At 57.4% G+C, this 18,132-nt stretch carries 18 protein-coding genes and 1 pseudogene; 1 reads left to right on the top strand and 18 read right to left on the bottom strand.

The window, feature by feature from the left end:
* Positions 1-36 precede the first annotated feature (36 nt).
* From HMPREF0372_RS12705 to HMPREF0372_RS12780, 16 genes are all read right to left on the bottom strand, one after another.
* Positions 37-219, bottom strand: coding sequence for a putative motility protein (locus HMPREF0372_RS12705; protein WP_007493116.1), 183 nt, complete (start codon positions 217-219; stop codon positions 37-39).
* 25 nt (positions 220-244) lie between these two features.
* Complete coding sequence (locus tag HMPREF0372_RS12710) at positions 245-514, bottom strand: carbon storage regulator (protein ID WP_007493118.1); 270 nt, start codon at positions 512-514, stop codon at positions 245-247.
* The gene (fliW, locus tag HMPREF0372_RS12715; protein ID WP_007493120.1) at positions 508-963 is read right to left on the bottom strand and encodes a flagellar assembly protein FliW; all 456 of its coding nucleotides are present in this window, start codon (positions 961-963) and stop codon (positions 508-510) included. The genes HMPREF0372_RS12710 and fliW overlap by 7 nt, the downstream gene beginning before the upstream one ends.
* 14 nt (positions 964-977) lie before the next feature.
* Positions 978-1,583 carry a DUF6470 family protein gene (locus HMPREF0372_RS12720; protein WP_007493122.1) on the bottom strand — a complete coding sequence of 202 codons (606 nt, stop codon included), beginning with the start codon at positions 1,581-1,583 and terminating at the stop codon, positions 978-980.
* Between the two features lie 34 nt (positions 1,584-1,617).
* Positions 1,618-2,721, bottom strand: a complete 1,104-nt coding sequence (locus HMPREF0372_RS12725; RefSeq protein WP_039997475.1) for a flagellin — start codon at positions 2,719-2,721, stop codon at positions 1,618-1,620.
* Between the two features lie 33 nt (positions 2,722-2,754).
* On the bottom strand, positions 2,755-4,353 hold the full coding sequence (flgK, locus tag HMPREF0372_RS12730) for a flagellar hook-associated protein FlgK (protein ID WP_007493126.1): 1,599 nt from the start codon (positions 4,351-4,353) through the stop codon (positions 2,755-2,757).
* 11 nt (positions 4,354-4,364) lie between these two features.
* Positions 4,365-4,829: a flagellar export chaperone FlgN gene (locus tag HMPREF0372_RS12735; RefSeq protein ID WP_007493128.1), complete on the bottom strand. Its 465-nt coding sequence runs from the start codon at positions 4,827-4,829 to the stop codon at positions 4,365-4,367.
* A 1-nt stretch (position 4,830) separates the two neighbouring features.
* Positions 4,831-5,142, bottom strand: a complete 312-nt coding sequence (locus HMPREF0372_RS12740) for a flagellar biosynthesis anti-sigma factor FlgM (RefSeq protein ID WP_007493130.1) — start codon at positions 5,140-5,142, stop codon at positions 4,831-4,833.
* A 193-nt stretch (positions 5,143-5,335) separates the two neighbouring features.
* Entirely contained in the window at positions 5,336-7,486 is a 2,151-nt protein-coding gene (locus HMPREF0372_RS12745; RefSeq protein WP_155117029.1) for a methyl-accepting chemotaxis protein, read from the bottom strand.
* A gap of 209 nt (positions 7,487-7,695) precedes the next feature.
* Positions 7,696-8,571, bottom strand: a complete 876-nt coding sequence (locus tag HMPREF0372_RS12750) for a PHP domain-containing protein (protein ID WP_007493136.1) — start codon at positions 8,569-8,571, stop codon at positions 7,696-7,698.
* Between the two features lie 13 nt (positions 8,572-8,584).
* On the bottom strand, positions 8,585-9,727 hold the full coding sequence (locus tag HMPREF0372_RS12755) for an adenylyl-sulfate kinase (protein WP_007493138.1): 1,143 nt from the start codon (positions 9,725-9,727) through the stop codon (positions 8,585-8,587).
* A 10-nt stretch (positions 9,728-9,737) separates the two neighbouring features.
* Entirely contained in the window at positions 9,738-11,696 is a 1,959-nt protein-coding gene (locus tag HMPREF0372_RS12760) for a hypothetical protein (RefSeq protein ID WP_007493139.1), read from the bottom strand.
* A gap of 90 nt (positions 11,697-11,786) precedes the next feature.
* Positions 11,787-13,016, bottom strand: a complete 1,230-nt coding sequence (locus tag HMPREF0372_RS21190; RefSeq protein ID WP_007493141.1) for a flagellin N-terminal helical domain-containing protein — start codon at positions 13,014-13,016, stop codon at positions 11,787-11,789.
* A 186-nt stretch (positions 13,017-13,202) separates the two neighbouring features.
* Positions 13,203-13,622: a carbon storage regulator gene (locus tag HMPREF0372_RS12770; RefSeq protein ID WP_007493143.1), complete on the bottom strand. Its 420-nt coding sequence runs from the start codon at positions 13,620-13,622 to the stop codon at positions 13,203-13,205.
* Positions 13,623-13,886: 264 nt separating this feature from the next.
* Positions 13,887-15,056, bottom strand: coding sequence for an RNA-guided endonuclease InsQ/TnpB family protein (locus HMPREF0372_RS12775; protein WP_007493147.1), 1,170 nt, complete (start codon positions 15,054-15,056; stop codon positions 13,887-13,889).
* A gap of 196 nt (positions 15,057-15,252) precedes the next feature.
* Positions 15,253-15,861, bottom strand: coding sequence for a recombinase family protein (locus HMPREF0372_RS12780; protein ID WP_007493149.1), 609 nt, complete (start codon positions 15,859-15,861; stop codon positions 15,253-15,255).
* Between the two features lie 524 nt (positions 15,862-16,385).
* On the opposite strand from HMPREF0372_RS12780, the pseudogene HMPREF0372_RS21345 reads away from it, so the two are divergent.
* A pseudogene (locus HMPREF0372_RS21345) lies at positions 16,386-16,436 on the top strand (hypothetical protein); the annotation flags it as partial.
* 492 nt (positions 16,437-16,928) lie between these two features.
* Here HMPREF0372_RS21345 and HMPREF0372_RS20140 read toward each other — a convergent pair.
* Positions 16,929-17,069: a hypothetical protein gene (locus HMPREF0372_RS20140; protein ID WP_007493152.1), complete on the bottom strand. Its 141-nt coding sequence runs from the start codon at positions 17,067-17,069 to the stop codon at positions 16,929-16,931.
* A gap of 419 nt (positions 17,070-17,488) precedes the next feature.
* The coding region (locus HMPREF0372_RS12785) for an AraC family transcriptional regulator (RefSeq protein WP_007493153.1) at positions 17,489-18,132 on the bottom strand (644 nt) is incomplete at its 5' end.

Below are 18,132 nucleotides of genomic sequence, written 5' to 3' on the forward strand. Positions count from 1 at the left end.
GGATACTCTGCGCAGAGTATCCATGCCTGCTTTTGCTCAGGCGTAGACATCAAACTGATAGCCAGAGCTGGAGGAGGGGGGGAGCATTTGCAGCAACTCCTGTACTGCCAGCTCCTGGGACTCCATTGCCTTTTTCGAAACGGCAAGCGTATAGCTCTGCTGGAGCTGTGCAGACGCAAGGCTGCTGGCTGTGGCAGCGATTCCATCCATCATGTTCATTCAACCTGTCTCCAATCCTTCAAAATCATCTGTGCGGACCCGACGGCGGGGTTACAGCCTCCGCCCTGCGGAACGCAGACTCCAGAGACGCGAGGAGCTGTGGGGTAGAGGGGCTCTGGGCGGCCTCCTGGTTGGAGGAGACGGCCTGCTGCAGCTCGCTGCGGAGGATCAGCATCTCTTTGGGGGCCTGAATACCCAGGCTCACATTTCCACCGGAGTCCACAGAGAGAACCGTGATACTGATATCCCCGCCAATCGTCAAAGATTCACCCGCTTTTCGGCCTAGAATCAGCATAGGGTGCCCGCCTTTCCCCCCTGGAACTCCGCCAGACGATGCCGCATGTGGTAGGCATCCGATTCCAGGATGACCTGAATGGCCCGGCGGCTGTCCGGATTGACTACAACAGGGCATTTGAAGTTCAGAGTGCTCTCCTGCACAGGCTCCCGGACAACGCAGAGGACATAATAGCACAGGGCATGGCTGTCCTTGACCTCCATCTCACGCAATTCCTCAGAAGAGAGCAGCGGCTGATAGCTGGGATGCAGAGAAAAGGGATTCATGGCGATAAAGGCCAGGGAGGGGGTGGCGGCACTCTGCAAGCAGAGCATATTCCCGTCACTGCCGGCGAAGGGGAGCAGCAGAAAGGAGCGCTCCTCCTCAAACCCAAACAGGCCGTTGGGAAAGGTGATCACCTCGTCCGGAGGGACCTCCACGGTACCAAAGTATTTCGTTTCAAACTTCAAGGGGCTGCCTCCGTTCAGGCCTTTGTATCCAGCGGCTCATAGTTGGGGTCGGCGGAAGGGGGGACATAGAGCGGGCCGCCGATGTATTTGATGACCACATCCGGCTGCTGTGTCACTTTGAACTCAATGTCGCCGGGGACAAAGGTGAACTGCATCTGGTTCATGCGCCAGTCGAAGTTGAGCTTATCCATCTCATAGCGGATGCTCATTTCCCCGCCGGTCCAGGAGATATCGGGGCCCACCTCCGGGAGAAACTGGATGCCAAGCTGAGCGGGCTGGTCCACGGTTTTTTGCTGTGTCAACTGGGGGATCACATCCTGGTCAATTTTGGCCTCCATCATCATGCGGCCCTCCTGCGCCAGGACGGCGGTAGCCTCGTATGCCGCACGCTGTCCCTGGGCTGCCCCCTGCTGGATGCTCTGGGCGGTGGTGGGGACGATAGAACTGCGCGCCTCAAAGGTATCAATGTTGACCCGAATGGGCTGGCTGCGGATCTGGAGCCCGCGTCGGTCGCGGGAGACCTCCATCTGGGCGGTGCCCCGGGCATACTCCAGATGGGCATTGGTCGTTTTCATCTGGATTTCAATTGGGATAGTCTGAATTTCAATCAAGGGACGCATTGGGACGTGATCCTTTCCGTACAAAGGATAGGAATCACTTCATATAGTCCATCAGGGACTGAGGAATCACATTGGTGCCCACTTGAAGGGCGGCATTGTAACAGGTTTGGGCCCATACAAGCTCCAGAATGGCGTCCGCCGGGTCGATGTCCTCCAGGTTGCTGCGCTCCACATTGAGGGCATCGTAGGTGTTTTTTAACTGGGTTCCGTTTTTGTCCAAGAAATTGGCCTCAGTATCCAGGGTGGTCCACTTCTCCCCCATGGCTTCGCGGGAGGCATCCAGCTTCTTGAGCAACTCCTCCGCTTCGGAGCGGCTTCCAACATTCCATGTCTGAGTCTCATGGTCATAGCCCTCGAAAATATCGGCCAGCCGGAGCATGATAGAGGCAAGGTTCTTGGGATCGCCGTCCGCGTCCACGCCGTAGCCCATGATACCGATGCCGGAGATGGCGGAGTCAAAGGCTGTGGAGGGGATCACCTCGCCGTTCCCGTCCAGCTTAAAGCCCAGTCCGATATCCACGTACTGGTGTTCCTCATTCCACATATCCAAGACTTCTTTGTTGGTCATGTCCTTACCGTTTGCGTCCTTAATTGGCTGTCCCTTATCGTCCAAGTAAATATCATCCAGGGTATCCGGATTGTCGATCTCGACGCCGCGGTAGGTGACAAAGCCCTTATCGTTGATAGCAAAGGGGGCGTTCAGGGAGTCCGCCCCGGCGAACACAAAATTATTGCCGTATTTGCCGTTCATGGCCTGAATAATGGCCTCGGCGCCCTCCCGTATGATCTGCCCCTGTGTATTCAGGGTGCTGAGGTTGGTATCATTCAGGCCGCTGAGGGCGGGGACGCGGCCGGTGTCCTGGACCAGACCGTCATAACCGTCCAGCACGCTCTTCAGAGTGCTCCACGCCGTCTCGTACTTATGCAGGACGGTATCGTTGTTGGAATACTGCGCATTGGTGGCGTTGAGGGAACTGTGAATTTTGAAGGCACGGGTGGCCGCGGCGGGATCCGACGCATAGGAGCTGAACTGCCGCTGGGTCATCAGCTTGGTCATGGCGGAGTTCAGGGAGTTGGTGGACTTCATGAGATTGGAGCGGTACATCCGCAGGGAGCTGTTAGTTGTAATACGAATCATAATCAATACCTCTTATTGTTCCCGTTCCAGACCTTAGACAACCATGCCGTTGATCAGGGAATCCAGAGCCTCTTCCAATACTGTCATCAGCCGGCAGGCGGCGGTATACGCCTTCTGATAGACCATCAGATTCGTGGCCTCGTCATTCAGATCCACACCGGATACGCTGTCCCGGTCGGTGTAGACGGTGTTATTTACGGTGAGATAGTTGTTCAGCTTGGCAGTAGTACCCATCTGATCCTCTGCCAGGGTGGACTGGGTGCGGAGCAGCCAATCCTCGAACGACATGGAAACGGAGGAGCCCACGGCACCCTGGCGAATATCACTCGGATCAATCCGGTGCTCTTTGGAGAATACCTCGAGGAATCTGGCCAGGTTGGAGCGGTCGTCGGAGGGGGCGTTGGGGTCGGTGGAGGAGAGCATGTGCACCTTGCCCTCCGCCCAGTCCTTTGAGATGGCAATGTTACCGGCGGTGATCTTATCACCTGGATTATCCCGGTTCATAAAGAGATCCCCGGCCCCAGTGACGCCCTGGGCCTGGTTCAGCGCGTTCATCTGCTCGGCAAACTCATTTGCCAGGCTGTCCAGAGCCATCTGGTAGTAGGGGATACCCCGCTTAACGGTGGCGTCCTTATCGTTGTTGATCTCGGCTTGGGTGGAGTATTCGCCCTTCTCTGTCAGCATTTCCCGCAGGGACTGGAGGGAACCATACAGGTCGGTATCCTTGAGTGTGTCAAAAGCGCCGGCATTGGGGTTTTGTTTTACGCCATCCATGTCTTTCAAGGCGTCCAGCCGAACTGTATACCCGTCCTGCTCGTCCCCAGTGGAAACCTTGGTGGCAAATTCTCCATCAATGAGTTTGTTCTTATCCCCGGTGGCCAGCTTGACAGTGAGCTTCTCCACCATGAGACCGCCGCCCACATCCTCCATGGAATAGGTGACGTCAATTTTCATGTGCTGACTCAGGGTATCCAGCAGCAGGTTGCGCTGGTCCCGCAGCTCCAGGCCCTCGTCTCCACGGATATCGGAATTGCGGATGGCCACGTTCAGCTCCTGAATCTGGGAGAGGATGCTGTTGATCTCATCCACATCCTGCTTGAGGTAGCCCTCAAAGGTGGTTTTCAGCTCGGCCAGATCCTTGGCGGCGCTGTTGAACAGGTCGCACAGGGTGTCGGCGGACTGGCGGATCAGAGAGTCATAGCCCTCAATGCCGTTGGTGTTGGCCTTGTTGATCAGGTCGCGCAGATCGTTGAGTTGGTTGAGGATCAGGCCGTCATCCTGCTCGCCGTCGCCCTTGCCCACCTCGTCCAGGATTCCGGCCAGCTTCTCCAGGCCGGCGAGCCATGAATCCGCCGAGCCCACATCGGCCTGGGACTTCCGGTAGGAGATGTCCAGTCCCGGGTCCCGGAGCTGGGAGACGCCGTTTACCAGTACGCCCTGCCCCACCCGCACGTTGTACTGGGAGTGGTAGCGGTCTGAACCGCCGGAGATCAGACTGACCTGGTCCAGGCGCTGGCGGGTGTAGCCGTTGGTATTGATGTTGGTGATGTTGTTGCCGGTCACGTCCAAGCCCTTCTGGGCGGCGTAGATCCCCAGCTTTACTGTAGTAAGAGAGCCGAATGTACTGCTCATGCTGTTACCTCCTATGCTCTGAAGTCCGTTTTCATGCCGGTGGGGCGGGCCGGGGAGGCCTGGTAGTGAGATTCTGCATCCGGCTCCACCCCCCGCCGGGCCAATTCTCCATCCACCCGGCGGAGCTCCAGCTCGGTCAAAGTACGGGCGGAGCCCTGTGCGGCCTGAAGGACGGCGTAGCCCTTCAGTACCTGCTCCACCATGCGGCTGGTCTCCGCCCGGTATTCCGGCGGGCAGTGGGAGGGCATGTCACGCAGGGAAATGCCGGTCAGGCCGAGTCCGGTCAAAAGGGTCTCCCGTTTCTGCTCGCAGCCCCGCAGGGCAAGCGTGAGGGCCTGCTCCCGCTTCATGGCTTCGTTCAACTCGTCCAGAGCGTGCCCCTGCACCGCGTCAATCTTTTGCTGCTCCACATGGCTGATCTGGTCAAAGAGCTGACACAACTCAGAAAGCAGCGCCAGGTAATCGCTGTATTCCACCTCAGTCCGCCTCCTTCTGGAGCAGCATGCGGGCTGCAATTTCCTGGGGGTCGGGCTGGTAACGCCCCTCCCGGATTTGGGCTTGCAGGGACTCAATTTCTCGGCAGGTAGGCCGGATTCGGATTTCCTGTGAAATACGCCCGACAAGCTCTTTCATGCGCGTTTCCTCCCCGCTTGGCTGTATACTGAGCTGGAACTGGTCGTAGACCTGGCGCTCTGCTTGGGGGCGGGAGGTGCTGTGGGCTGCACCGGCCTGGGGGGAACGGCCTGCCCCTGGAACAGATACCCGGTGGATGGAATATTCAGAGAACATGAGATGGCCTCCTCAAGATAGCTGAACGGGAACGAATGAAACAAAGACTGGAAAATCTATTAGTTCTATCGTCACAGATAAAAAAAAGATAAGAACAAATTGGAGGAATACAGGAAATCTTTTTCTCAGTTTGCAGGTATGGGTGTAATAAGGAGGGCGGGCCCAAATGGGCCCGCCCTCCTTGGGGCTGGCGTTATTTTGACTCTGGGGCTGGCGAAGAGTCGGTCTCCAAGGAATCTCGAAGCTGGAAATGGGAGGTCAGTGATTTAAGAATCTGAGACTGGTCGGAAAGCTCCTGACTGGCAGCGGCGCTCTCTTCCGCAGAGGCGGAGTTGGTCTGCACAACGCTGGAGATTTGCTCCACGCCCACGTTGATCTGCTCAAGGGCGTCCGCCTGCTGTTCAGAGGCGTCAGAAATCTGGTGGATCGTAGCCGTGATGTCCTGGGCACGGCTCACCACATTTTCCAGATAGGAGGCGGTCTCATTCATACTGGAGGTACCCCTCTGAATGGCGGACAGGGAACGCTGAATCAGGGCGGCGGTATTCTTTGAGGCGTCGGAGGACTTCTGCGCAAGGCTGCGCACCTCCTCAGCCACAACAGCAAATCCCTTCCCGGCGGCCCCGGCCCGCGCGGCCTCCACTGCTGCGTTCAATGCGAGAATATTCGTCTGGAACGCAATATCCTCAATGGTCTTGATGATCTTTCCAATCTCGTTGGAGCTGCTTTGAATGTCCTGCATGGCGGACAGCGTTTCCTGCATTTTCTGATTGCTCTCTGCAATCTCCTGGCTGACCATGGCGGCCTTATCACTGGCATTACGGGCGTGCTCCGCGCTCTTTTGAACATGGTTCAGAATATCCGAGGTAGTGGCAGCCAGCTCCTCAACCGCAGAGGCCTGTTCAGTGGCCCCCTGGGCAAGCGCCTGTGCTCCGCTGGCAACCTGTTCCGACCCGGAGGAGACGTGATCCGCCGCATTGTTGATCTGGCTGAGGGTGTCGCTGAGGGTATAGTTGATGCGGCGAATGGAAAGCAGAATTTGGCTGTAGTCCCCAATATAGCGCTCACGATCCTTCGAGCGGATACGGAAGTTTCCGTCACTCATCTCATTCAGCAGATAACTGATATCCTGAATGATCGCCCGCAGGTTTTCCGTCATAGCCTGGAAGGACTGGGCGAGCTGCCCGATTTCATCCTGAGAGCGGATGTCCAGGTGTACGTCCAGGTTACCGGAGGCGATCTCGTCAGCAGCGGACACCACAGCACGGATAGGAACCAGCATTTTCCGGAGGACGGCGGTCACAACCAGAAGAAGCACCAGCAGCGATGCCACCGACAAAATAAGCAGCAGGCGTGTGGTCCGGGTGACGGAGGACAGGGCGTCCGAGGTATACACACCGGTCATGGACCACCAGGTTTCACCGCCCACCTGCAAGGGGCTGTAGAAGCAGGAGACCTGGTCGCCGTCCTCGCGGGTCTTGCGCATATTGAACGCATCCCCCTGGGCCATGGCGGCCTGAATGGCCTCCAGCTCGTCGGCCTGGGGTGTAAACTCCACCATGTTGTGTCCCACATCGTCCAGTGTTTCGCTGTCCCATATGATGGTTCCATCACCGCTGTAAAGGGTAGACCACATGGAGGTGTAATTGTTGTCGGAAATCTGGAGGGAAGAGAAGGAACTGAGGTCGATGACGGAGATGACCACACCAATCACAGAACCGTTGTAAACAATTGGAGTGCCGTAGGCGATAAGCAGCAGATCTCCATCCCGATAGGGGGCGGAAATGTAAATCCGCTTTTCCTGGGCGGGGACCCGGTAGGAGTCCTCTTTGGCATATTCCTCGTAGGAGGCATAGGCATCAACCTCGGCATCGGCCGAGGACATGTCGATATAAAACCCATAGTGCCGGAGGTTGCTCTGGAACTGATTGGGCTCAAACATGACGCCGATGCCCTCCAGCTCGGGGTTGTTTTTGACCGCGTTCCGGACCGTCTCCACAATAAACTGCTCCATATCGTATGCGTTGGAGGTCAGGGACAGGCCCGGATAAAGGGTGCTCTGCTGCATGGCAGCGGCGTCCCCGGGAGCGCCATTTGGTTTGGCGTAAATGCGGCCGATGTATTCCTGGATACCCCGGGCCGTATCATCCACAACCCCAAAGCTGTCCTGGATCTCTGTGCCGGTTGTCCTCGCCAGGGCGGACAGCTCGCCTGCAATGCCCTTCTGTATGCTGGTGCTGGTAGTGGAGATCGTCACTCCGATCAGAAGTGCAAAGATGACGGCCAGGACGGCCCCGATGATGACCGCCAGCTTAGAAGTCAGTTTCAGTTTCCCAAACAACATCGATTCCCCCATTCGGTATCATTGCAAAATGCCGCGTTATGGGCGTGATACCAAGTATTTGTGTGTTTATCTCAAACCGGCGGCAGCGTCTGCCGCTTTGCCGGGAAGTTCCTCTCTGTCAAACACACAGTCAACGATTGTATGTAATCGTTTTCTGATGTTTATATCGGACGGATAAACAAAAAATTAAGGGGAAAAACGACAAAAACCTATCGGAAGTGCGGAATTTGGCTTTGATCGAGCTTGTTCCGATGTGGCTGGGCATTTTGGAAGGTTCCCAGCCAGTTGAGGTTGAGGGGAATGGGGGTAAGGAAGGAATCTGGTCGGACGGCCTCCCCATGAAAATCGCTGCCCCCCGTGATATGGAGGCCGTATTTGTCTGCAAGACGCAGATAGGCGGCGGTCTGTTCGGGGGAATGCCGGGGGTAAAAGCACTCAATCCCATCCAGCCCCGCGTCCTTCAGTGCACGGAGGATTTCCTCCAGGCGCCCGTGGGAGCAGCCGAGCTGGCAGGGATGGGCCAGAACCGCCTTTCCGCCCGCGTCATGGATGGCCGCGATGCATTCCGGGGCGCCGGCCTTCCACCGCTCAATGCGCTGGTATTCGTCCGTGTCCAGATAGCGGTCGAAGGCCTCCCGGAGGGAGGAGACATACCCGCGCCGGAGCATCACCCGGGCGAAGTGGGGGCGGGCGACCACTCCGCCGCCGGCGAGGGCCTCCACCTCCTCCAGCGGCACGTCCAGCCCCTTCCCGCGGAGAAACGCGGCGATGCGGTATTTCCGCTCCTCCCGGCTGGCGCGGAGCCTGCGGCAGAGCTCCGCCAGGGCGGGACACTCGGGGCCCAGATTGAGGCCGAGTATGTGCATGTGACGGTCCTCCCGGGCCCCCAGCTCCACCCCGCGGAGCACCGTCAATCCGCAGGCTTGTCCCGCCCGGACGGCCTCCTCCGCGCCGTCCATGGTGTCGTGATCGGTGACCGCCAGAATCTGGATTCCGGCCGCCAGGGCCTTGGCGGCCAGTTGGGACGGGGTATACTGCCCGTCTGACGCGGTGGTATGGGTATGCAGATCCGCCGGACAGGTCATAAAAACCGCCTCCTCAATTCTTCACCGCCACAACGCGGATGACGGGGGGATCGTCGTTGCCGTAGGGGGCGAAGCCGGTCTGTTCCCTGGCGTACTCGATGCGGAAGCCGGCCTGCCGGAGGGCCTCGGTCAGCTCGTCCAGCACAAGAAAACGGCGGTAGTGGTTGTCGTAGAAAAAGGCGTTGCGCTCCAGCGCCTCCCCCTTGCCGTAGAGCGGGTCATGGACGCTGCGCACCTCGATGAAGAACTTTCCGCCCGGCTTGAGGGCCCGGGCCATGCTCCCCAGGAGCATCCGCTCCTGCTTCTGGTTGATGGCGTGGATGGTAAAGCGGCTGTAGGCGTAGTCATAGCTCTCCGGCTGGTGGAGGGTGTGGCTGACGAAGTCGCCGCATACGAACCGGGCGTGTGGGACCGGCTGCTGCCGGAGCATGCTGATGGCCGCCTCAGACAGGTCCATCGCCACCACGTCCAGCCCCAGAGAGGCAAAGTAGAGGGCGTCCCGCCCGTTGCCGCACCCCAGCTCCGCCAGCGTCCGCCCCGGCTCCACCAGGGTGGACACATACCGGGCGAAGGGGGAGGGGCTGGTGGGACAGAGCTTGTTTTGATAATACAGGTTCCAGTAATCGGTATTGTCGATGGGGTGCTCCACGATGTTCGGGTAGAGCGCCCCTTCGATCTCCTCTACCAGCTCCAGCGGAGTGCGCTCCCCGTCGTTCTGGAGCACAAGGTCGGGGCTTTGGGGCTCGTCAAAGGGCAGATCCACCCCCACCACATTGCGCCCCCCGGTATAGAGGCCCTTCTGGTTGCGCTGGATGAGGGTCTCTTTTTTGACCCGGATATAGATTTCCTTGTAATTTGGAATATGCTCCCGGTTCCAGCGGCGCACAGTGTCAAACATGGCGATGGAGCAGCACACCACGTCGATACCCTGGTCGGAGAGCAGCCTGCACACCCGGAAGATCCGGCCCGCCCAGCGCAGGCGCTCATCGTTGGTGTAGCCCACATCCTCGCCGAAGGCCACCCGGATTTCGTCCCCGTCCAGATAGACCGCGTTGGGCTTGGTGTTTTTGAGCCGCTGGTAGAACAGGCTGCCCACGGTCGTCTTCCCCGCCCCAGACAGGCCGGTGAAAAAGTATACGGTTCCCTTGTGTTCCATGTCCTCCTCCTCAGTGATACAGCGGCTGTTCCAGCAGCGCCGGGTCGGGTCGCAACAGACGTGACAGGCGCAGGGGTTGGCCCCGTTGATTGACAAAGCGCAGTTGACGCATCAGAAGTCCGGCCACATAGAGCCGGTTTTCATTCAACGCTTCAATCTGCTTCCTGCTATGCTTTACTCCTGCCTGATCCGCCTTCCCGGGGGCAATTCCCTGCCCAATGAGGCCTTGTCGGACAACCAGCCGGACCGACTTTTCAATGAAGCTGTTGAGGTGGGTAAAGCCGCCGATCTTTCCCTGTACCCATGCCTCGTCCACCGGCTCCCCGTGGTAGTAGTGAAAGTCGTAGCCGTATGCCTGATAGGCATCCCGCAGAAAGTATTCCAGGAACGCGCGGTCGGCATCGTCTGCATAGTCGTCGTAGGTGCGGTAAACGGTGGCAGGATCAAAGCCGCGGACATTACCCTCCAATGATTCCGGGTTGACACCCGTCCAGCCAGAGCAGTAGGTCATGCTCTCAGTATAGGGTAAGTCCAAAAATGCCGCTAAGGCGGTGAAGGTGGCCTTAGGATTGAGCTTACCGTCCTCAAAGCGGACGAGGATGCTGTCCCGGTAGAGCCGGTCATCTGGGTCCAAGAGGTAGCTGCGGTTGAGGAGCCGCTCAGTGACCACATCGCTGACACCTCCTGGCTTGTTCTCGTCGGCAAAAGCGAGGTCGGTCATGAAGCGGACGGTGGCCGCATAGCTGGTAGTGGGGCGCCGGATGGGGGTAAGGGTTTTGATGTATTTGAACTGCTGAAAGAAGGGGGTGTTTCGGATGTGGTCATTTTCTTCCGAATGCAGTACACAGGCATCCGTTTTGTCATATACTTCTATATCATAATGTACGTTCGAAAAGTGGGGCTGGAAGAAGAGCGCGGGAGCGATACGTGCATTGGGGTCCAAGCCCTGATTCGACCTCTGCTGATTCAAAAAGTAAGCCACAAGCAAATCCTTGTCGGTGGGGTGCTTGATTTGAATAAGCTGCCGGTCGGTTTCCGTTTCCAACTGGCGGCTGCGCACTCGGCGGCGCATGTCCTCCAAAAGGGACTCTATGCTGTCGAACATCAATGATTCATAGGCCAGGAGGTTGGGGTGTCCATAGAAAATCTCGTTAAAAAAGTCGCCGCCGTTGTGGGCGGAGAGCTGAGTGTGCCAGATCAGCCGGTTCACCTCCCTGATGTGAACCGGTCGCACTGGGTAGCGGCTGTAATCAATGCCGAACCGGGCCTGGAAGTCGATAGGGTATTGAGTAAGCTCATCCCCAATCAGGAGGACCAGCTTCTCCTCTTTCAGCAGCTTTTTAAAGGACAGACACTGGAGATGAGAGCAGAAGACCGCCCAGTCGGTGTAGTGGAGGTAAATGTGGTTTTCACGCCCCACCCACTCGCTTTTGCGCACACTGTCGTTCAGGTATTCCAACTGGTACTGGGAGTATACGTCCGCCGCCAGCACAGGCTGTTCCAGGTCATGAAAGAAGTTTCGGTCCACCACCGGAGTGTTGAAGTTTACATAGTCGGAAAAGACGCCGCTTTTCCGGTCAAAGGGGAGATAGCCGTTGTCGTCGTAGGGGTAGAAGCGGATGGGCAGCTCCTCAAAGGGCGGAAAATCCCTCCGGAACAGGTAGGGATAGCGAGCCAGCAGGGCGCAGTTCTCCTCATACCGCCTGCGGAGCGAATCCACGTTCGGCAGGTAGAAGGCCTGAGTCATCAGTTCCAGCAGCTCCGCCTGAAAGCGGCCCCGGCGGTAGAGGGACAGGAAGCTGGTATAGGCGATCCGGTAATCGCCTTTGGAGAAAAGAAGGTAGCTGGCAGCCTCCAGTTCCTCCTCCGGGGACAGGTCAGCCGCCTGTAGCGCGAGGGTGTAGGCCCGCTGGGCCTCGGTCTTTTCACCGCACTCCGCCAGCCTCCGGGCGATTTCAATGGTATTCATGGAGTACACCTCATTCCGTGGGAAAAAGCGGGGGCCGGGCAACTTGGCCCGGCCCCCGCAGCGTTATGGCTGTGATACTGTTTCGACCTCTTACTGGAGGAGCTGCAGCACGCCCTGGGGCACCTGGTTGGCCTGAGCCAGCATGGCCTGGGCGGACTGGATCAGGATGTTGTTCTTGGTGTAGGCCATCATCTCGTCGGCCACGTCGGTGTCGCGGATGGTGGACTCAGCGTCCTGGATGTTCTCCTGCATGACGGACAGGTTGTTGATGGTGTGGTCCAGGCGGTTCTGGGTGGCGCCCAGGGTACCGCGGACATCGGACACATAGTTGATCGCATTCTTGATCATGTCCAAGGCCTTACCGGCGCTCCCCTGGTCGGAGATCTTCATATCAGTCAGGTTCAGGGCATCCACATGGCAGTCCTTGATGGAAACCTTCAACTGGTTATAGGCAGCGGATGTGTCACCGATCTGGAGGGTCAGCTCCTTACCCTTATCCTGCGCCTGCGTGCCGCTTGTTGCTGCGACACCCTGCGCTCCGACCTTAGTGACACCGTTTCCGGTGACCTTGGAGTTCTTGACGGAATCCATCAGGGCATCAGATGCCTTGCTGCCGGAGGCAGTACCAGTTGTAGCCTTCTCGAGGAGCGCCTGAATGTCCGCGGCTGTATAGGACTCGCCCTTTTTCAGGGTGATCGTCACTGTGCCGTTCTTTGCAACAACGGCCTTGGCAGCGGAACTCCCAGCAGCAAACTTAAAGGAGGGCTTGCTCAGGCTGGCGGCGGCGCTGGAGGCCTTGAAGCCCTCGGCCTGGATGGCCACGTCCACGCCGGCCTTGGAGGCGGTCGCCTTCGCGTTAAAGGTAGTGGTGAAGGTATCCAGGGCCTTCCCGGCCTCCATGGAGCCGTCCAGAAGGTTGATTCCGTTGAAGTTGGCGGAGTCGGCAATGCGGTTGATCTCGTCCTTGAGCTGGTCGACTTCCTTCTGCAACTGGCCACGGTCGGTGGCGTCCTCAAAGGTACCGTTGGCGGACTGCTCGGCCAGCTCGTACATGCGGTTGAGCATGTCGTGGACCTCGGTCAGGGCGCCCTCGGCGGTCTGCACCAGGGAGATGCCGTCCTTGGCGTTGTCCTGGGCCTTGTCCAGGCCGGTGATCTGGGCGCGCATCTTCTCGGAGATGGCGAGGCCCGCGGCGTCGTCACCGGCGCGGTTGATCTTGTAGCCGGAGGACAGCTTCTCCAGGTTCTTGGACAGGGCGGAGGTGTTGTTGGCGTAGTTGCGGTAGGCGTTCATCGCCATGATGTTATGCTGGATCCTCATTTCGATCGTTTCCTTTCTTTCTGAAATGATATTGGGTTTGCTGGTCCAACGCACCGATCCCTCATGTGCGTTTAGTGGTTTGGCAGACCAACACAGACGCCGTGGCCTTTGGCGGGCTGTGTCCCTGCACTTCGATTTATTTCAACCGGTTCGCGAGACCGGGTGAAACCAAACTAAGGTGGTTATTTATACGTCCTGGGCTGTTTTGCTGCGGAACAGGGCCTGTATTTGGCCGGACAGCTCCTCCTCCCATACAGTTGGAAGCAGGTGCTCCAACTGTGCCCGCAGCGCCTGGGCTTCCTCCCGGCTGTCCCCGGCCTCCATCCGCTCCAGGAGCTGTTCCATTGTGCGGACGGCCCGCTCCCGCTCCGCACTCCAGTGGTAGACGGCATCCCGGCCTTTCCTGGCGCGGCTGCGGGGAAGAGATGCCAGGCACTCCGGCCGGGGAGCCCCCGACCGCTCCAGTACCTTTCCCCGCACAATGGGGATGCTGCGGTCGGCCTCTACCCGAAGGAAGGCGCGGCTGCCAGAGAGCTGAGCGAGCTGTACCACAATGTCGCCATGGATGGTGAGATACTCACCGGGGCGCAGAGAGAGCTGAAGCATGGGGGATCTCCTTCCTGTGGCCAGCGGCGCGCATCCATGCGCCGCGTGCAAAAACATCGTCATAATATTGTGGACGCCTGCTTACAGGCTTCAGCCGCACGGATGCGGCCTCTCGTTTCCCACTCGGCGGTCCGGAGAATGTGGATGGAAGGGCGGAGGCTCCCCACCGGCGTTCCATCCACGCTCTCCAGCCGGAATCATGGGCGTTCACCGGTGTCCCGGCCGGCATATTGTCAAGGCGGAGCACAGGACGCCTGGAAAGGGTCAGGCGCTCCTGTCCTGCCCCTGTAAATCAAAAAACTGTTCCAGCCCACGGGCTTTGATGTTTTTTGCCGCGTTGACCTCACGGTCATGAACCGCGCCGCACTCTGGACAGACCCAACCACTTCGCCTGTAATCCCGCGCATGGAGCGCGTCCCGCGTCAACCCACAGGCCGAACAGCTCCGGGTGGTAGGGAGATACCGGTCTACCTGAATAAATGCCTTTCCCTGGCGGGCCAGCTTGTAGCACAGCATCTCCCGGAACATCCCGAACCCCGCCTCCTTTACGGTGCTCCCGGCCTGAATCAGCGTGTCCGTCATCGCACCCAGATCGTCGCCCCTCACACATACGGCATCCCAGGCGTTGGCTATCCGTCGGGATTCCTTGTGGAGGAAGTCTCTGCGCTGATTGGCGATGTGCTCATGGAGCAGGCGGTATTTCAGTACGGCTTCCTCATAATTTTTCGAGCCAGGCTGCATTCGGTTCAGCCGCCGCTGAAGATGCACCAGCTTTTCCTGGGACTGTTTCAGCCAGCGGGGTGGATCGGCCCTGTTGCCCTGGTCGTCCACATAAAAGTGGCGCAGGGAATATTTCAGCCCCAGGGTGCGCTCCGGAACGGGAAGGACCGGCTCCGGCGGCTGTACCAGGCTTTCATACAGGACATAAGCGTAATAGCGGCCCGTCCGGGCCTTTTCCACTGTGACGCGCTTGAGTTTCCACCCGTTTTGCGGGCGGCGTGGAAAGACGGCCCGAATCATTCCTGCCTTGGTCATGCGGATGCCGTCCCGCGTGGTATAAATGGTCGGGCCGGAAGTAAACACATGATTGCAGGCGGTGAAGGAGTCCCGGTCATCTTTTTTTCGCTTAAAATTGGGATGCCCAAAAGCCTCCGGGTTTTGAAAAAATAAACGGAACGCCCGGGACAACTGGTTGTGCTCCTGAATGAGTGCCTGATTATCCACTTCTTTTAGAAAAGGGGCTCCCTTTTTGTATTTTGCCGGGGTAGGGATGAAGTGGACGCCAGTCTCCAAATAAAACCGCTGCTGGTCAGCCAGCATCTGGTTCCAGAGATAGCGGCAGCAGCCAAAGGTCTTTTCAAAAAGTTCTGCTTGCTCTGAGGTTGGATACAGGCGCAGCTTGAGGACATTATATTGTTTTTCTCTGGATGCCATCGTGGCCGCCCGCCTCCAAATCCATGCTTTGCTTTTGGCTGCTTACAGAAATGTGTACCTTTCTGTAAGCCCCCAATTTTCAAAATCTTTTTCAAAAAACTCTTAACATGACGAGGATTTGGACGATAAGGATAATGTATAGAGACAGCAGGCAGCTTCACAGAAAGGTACACCTTTTTGTGAAGCTGCCTGCTGTTCAACGTTTCGTGTTTTCGTACCGTTCCGCCCGGTAACGGAAGGTAGCCAACGGCATTCCGCACTCCTTCGCGGCGGCGGTCCCTGTGAGTGCCCCGCTTTTCCATTGCAGATAGGTGCTCAGGTAGTTATCGGGCAGCGGCTTTGGCGGCCGGCCGAACCGTACCCCTCTGGCCTTGGCGGCCGCAATTCCCTCCGCCTGACGCTGACGGATATTGGCACGTTCATTTTCAGCGACAAAGGAGAGTACTTGCAGCACAATATCGCTCAAAAACGTGCCCATCAGATCCTTCCCCTGTCGGGTATCCAGCAGAGGCATGTCCAGTACCACAATGTCAACGCTTTTTTCTTTGGTCAATATTCTCCATTGCTCTAAAATCTCGCCATAATTGCGGCCCAGGCGGTCAATGCTCTTAATGTAGAGCAGATCGTCTTTTTTTAATTTCCGCAGAAGCCTCTTGTACTGCGGCCGCTCAAAATCCTTGCCGGACTGCTTATCTATAAATGTGTTCTCCTCCGGCACCTGTACTTCCCGCAGGGAAATGAGCTGCCGCTCCTCGTTCTGTTCCCTGCTGCTGACCCGGATATAGCCGTAAACCTGCCCGTTCAAGGCAGCACCTCCTTGCTGATAGAAATGATCTTGGAATAGTGCACCATAAGAAAAGGCAGGGTTGCAAGTACCTGTTCCAGCTAAAAAGCCGTGGGCGAAGTCCCACGGCTTCCTATAAGATATTTGGACTTGTTTGTTTCATTGCAGGCTGACTGTGGACATGCTTGGATTTTTGTATCCTAGGGCTTGTTTGAAAAATGTCAACATGCCCAATCGACGGGCCTTTTGACCGCTGGACGGCGCAATTTTTCCCTGAAATCCGTCAGGATTCCTGCGAAAAAATTGCTTGCCAGCGGCCCCAAATTCCTCGTCGCCGGGCACATCGCCAATTTTCAAACAAGCCCTAGGGGGTACAGAACCGGATTTGACAAATTGGCAGTATGGATACCCATTTTGATTGCACAGGAATTTGCCCAGGGAAATCTGGATGCTGACATTCAAAGCAACCCAAATGATAAAACCGACGATCAGGTTTTCAGCGGAGCGCAGCGTTGGTTCGGGGAGCGGCCGAACAGGCCGGTTCTATGGAAGAGTTCAAACAGGGCTCCGATGAAATTGAGAACATTATCAGGACGATTGATAATATTGCATTCCAAACCAATATTCTTGTATTGAATACAGCGGTGGAGGCTACCGTCAACCGGATAACCCTCTGTTTCTGTCCAGCGGGGGATTGTGTCCTTGCCGGCCTGCCATGCCAGTTGGTTCAGCTTCTCCAGTTCCTGCCGCAGTCCGCCTACGGTTTTCGGCGGAATTTCTCACTCCTCATTGCCCCTGCCCACGCAGAGAAGGCTCCCGTCCCGCATGTTGATGGGGATGAGCAGAGGTTCCCCGCCGTATCCGATATCCACCCCCCACCATTTGGCTCCGACTCGCGAACGCCTCCTGGCACTCCCGGACCGGCACAGTCCCCATCAGGAAAAAGATCAGACGCCGTCCGCCTCTGCTGTATCGGTCCGCATGGGGGTTCTAGTGGGATCACAAATCCAGTTCCGATAACGTTTCCGTGGCCCGGTCATCCCCCTGTATAGCCAGGCCGCACATCAGGTTTGATGCTTCGCTGGAATCTATGTGGACAGCAGAGGATAGATCAGGCCGTCCCGCTGCCGGAAGTCGGTGAGTTCCAGGGCCTCCACATCACCCAGCCGCTGGATGTTCTGAATAAGGCTTTTCTGTTTCTCTGAGATTTGTTCCGGTGTCCAGGACAATCAGTCCTTCGCTCCTGCTCAGACCTGCATTTCCAGCACAGGCCCTTATAACCCAGGGGCGTGCCGCAAATGGGGCAAGTGTATTTCAAGCTCATGCGCCTTGGCACCTTTCAAACGATAGAAAAACGCCCTGCGATACGCTGTCCGTTGGACAGGCTGACGCAGGGCGTATAAAGGCCGCAAAGAAAGAGCCGCATCGATTGCCGGATGTGGTTTCCTTCACAGACGGAATCGATTTTTATCTATAAACGAAACTGTCTTCGCCGGATTTGTTCACATTTTCCTCCAATATCTTCGGCATCCCACCTGATGCAACACATAACATACAGCGCATGCTGTCAGCATACGATACTGGTATGTTTGGTGGATTCTGTTTGAAACAATATGGTAGGACCGTTAATTTTGCCGGGGAATGTGCCTTACTTCTTTTCCACCGGGACCCAGACCTCGCAGTAGTAGTCCTGGTCCTGGGTGCCGTCCTCAAACCTGCTGGCGTCGCTATACAGCTCCACATTGATGCCTGCGGCGATCTTGTAGTCGGGGTTCGTGGGCAGCCATTGGGAGAAGATCTGCTGGTTCAGTCCCTGGAGGGCTTGGGGCATCCGGCCAGTACAGGGGAACACCGCCCAGGTATGGGCCGGGATGGTGCGGGTGGTGAAGCCATCGGGGATCTCCTTGGCCGGATCGTAGTTGTCGGCGATAAGATATTCAAACTCGTTGCCGCCCATGCTCTCGTCCAGGTTGATACCGTACATGCCGCAAACCACCTTGCCGCCGCCTGTGCCGAAATGCTCTGCCCAGAACTGGGGAACCTGAGCAGCGGCGTCCTCATACTTGAACGTCTTTGCCCGGCAGAGCACCGTGAACGCCTCTTTTTTCATAATCTTGCAATCCATGTTTTGACCACCTTCCAATGTCACTTTGATCCGAAGCGGAGCAAAGGAACGGACCGCGCCTCCGCTTTTTCGCAGTGCGGCAGGTGAGAGGCCGTGGAATCGGACAAAAGCCTTGGTGAAGCTGTCCGGCGAATCGTAGCCGAACTCCAGCGCGATGTCGATGATCT

The organism is Flavonifractor plautii ATCC 29863, assembly GCF_000239295.1.
Taxonomy (GTDB): Bacteria; Bacillota; Clostridia; order Oscillospirales; family Oscillospiraceae; genus Flavonifractor; species Flavonifractor plautii.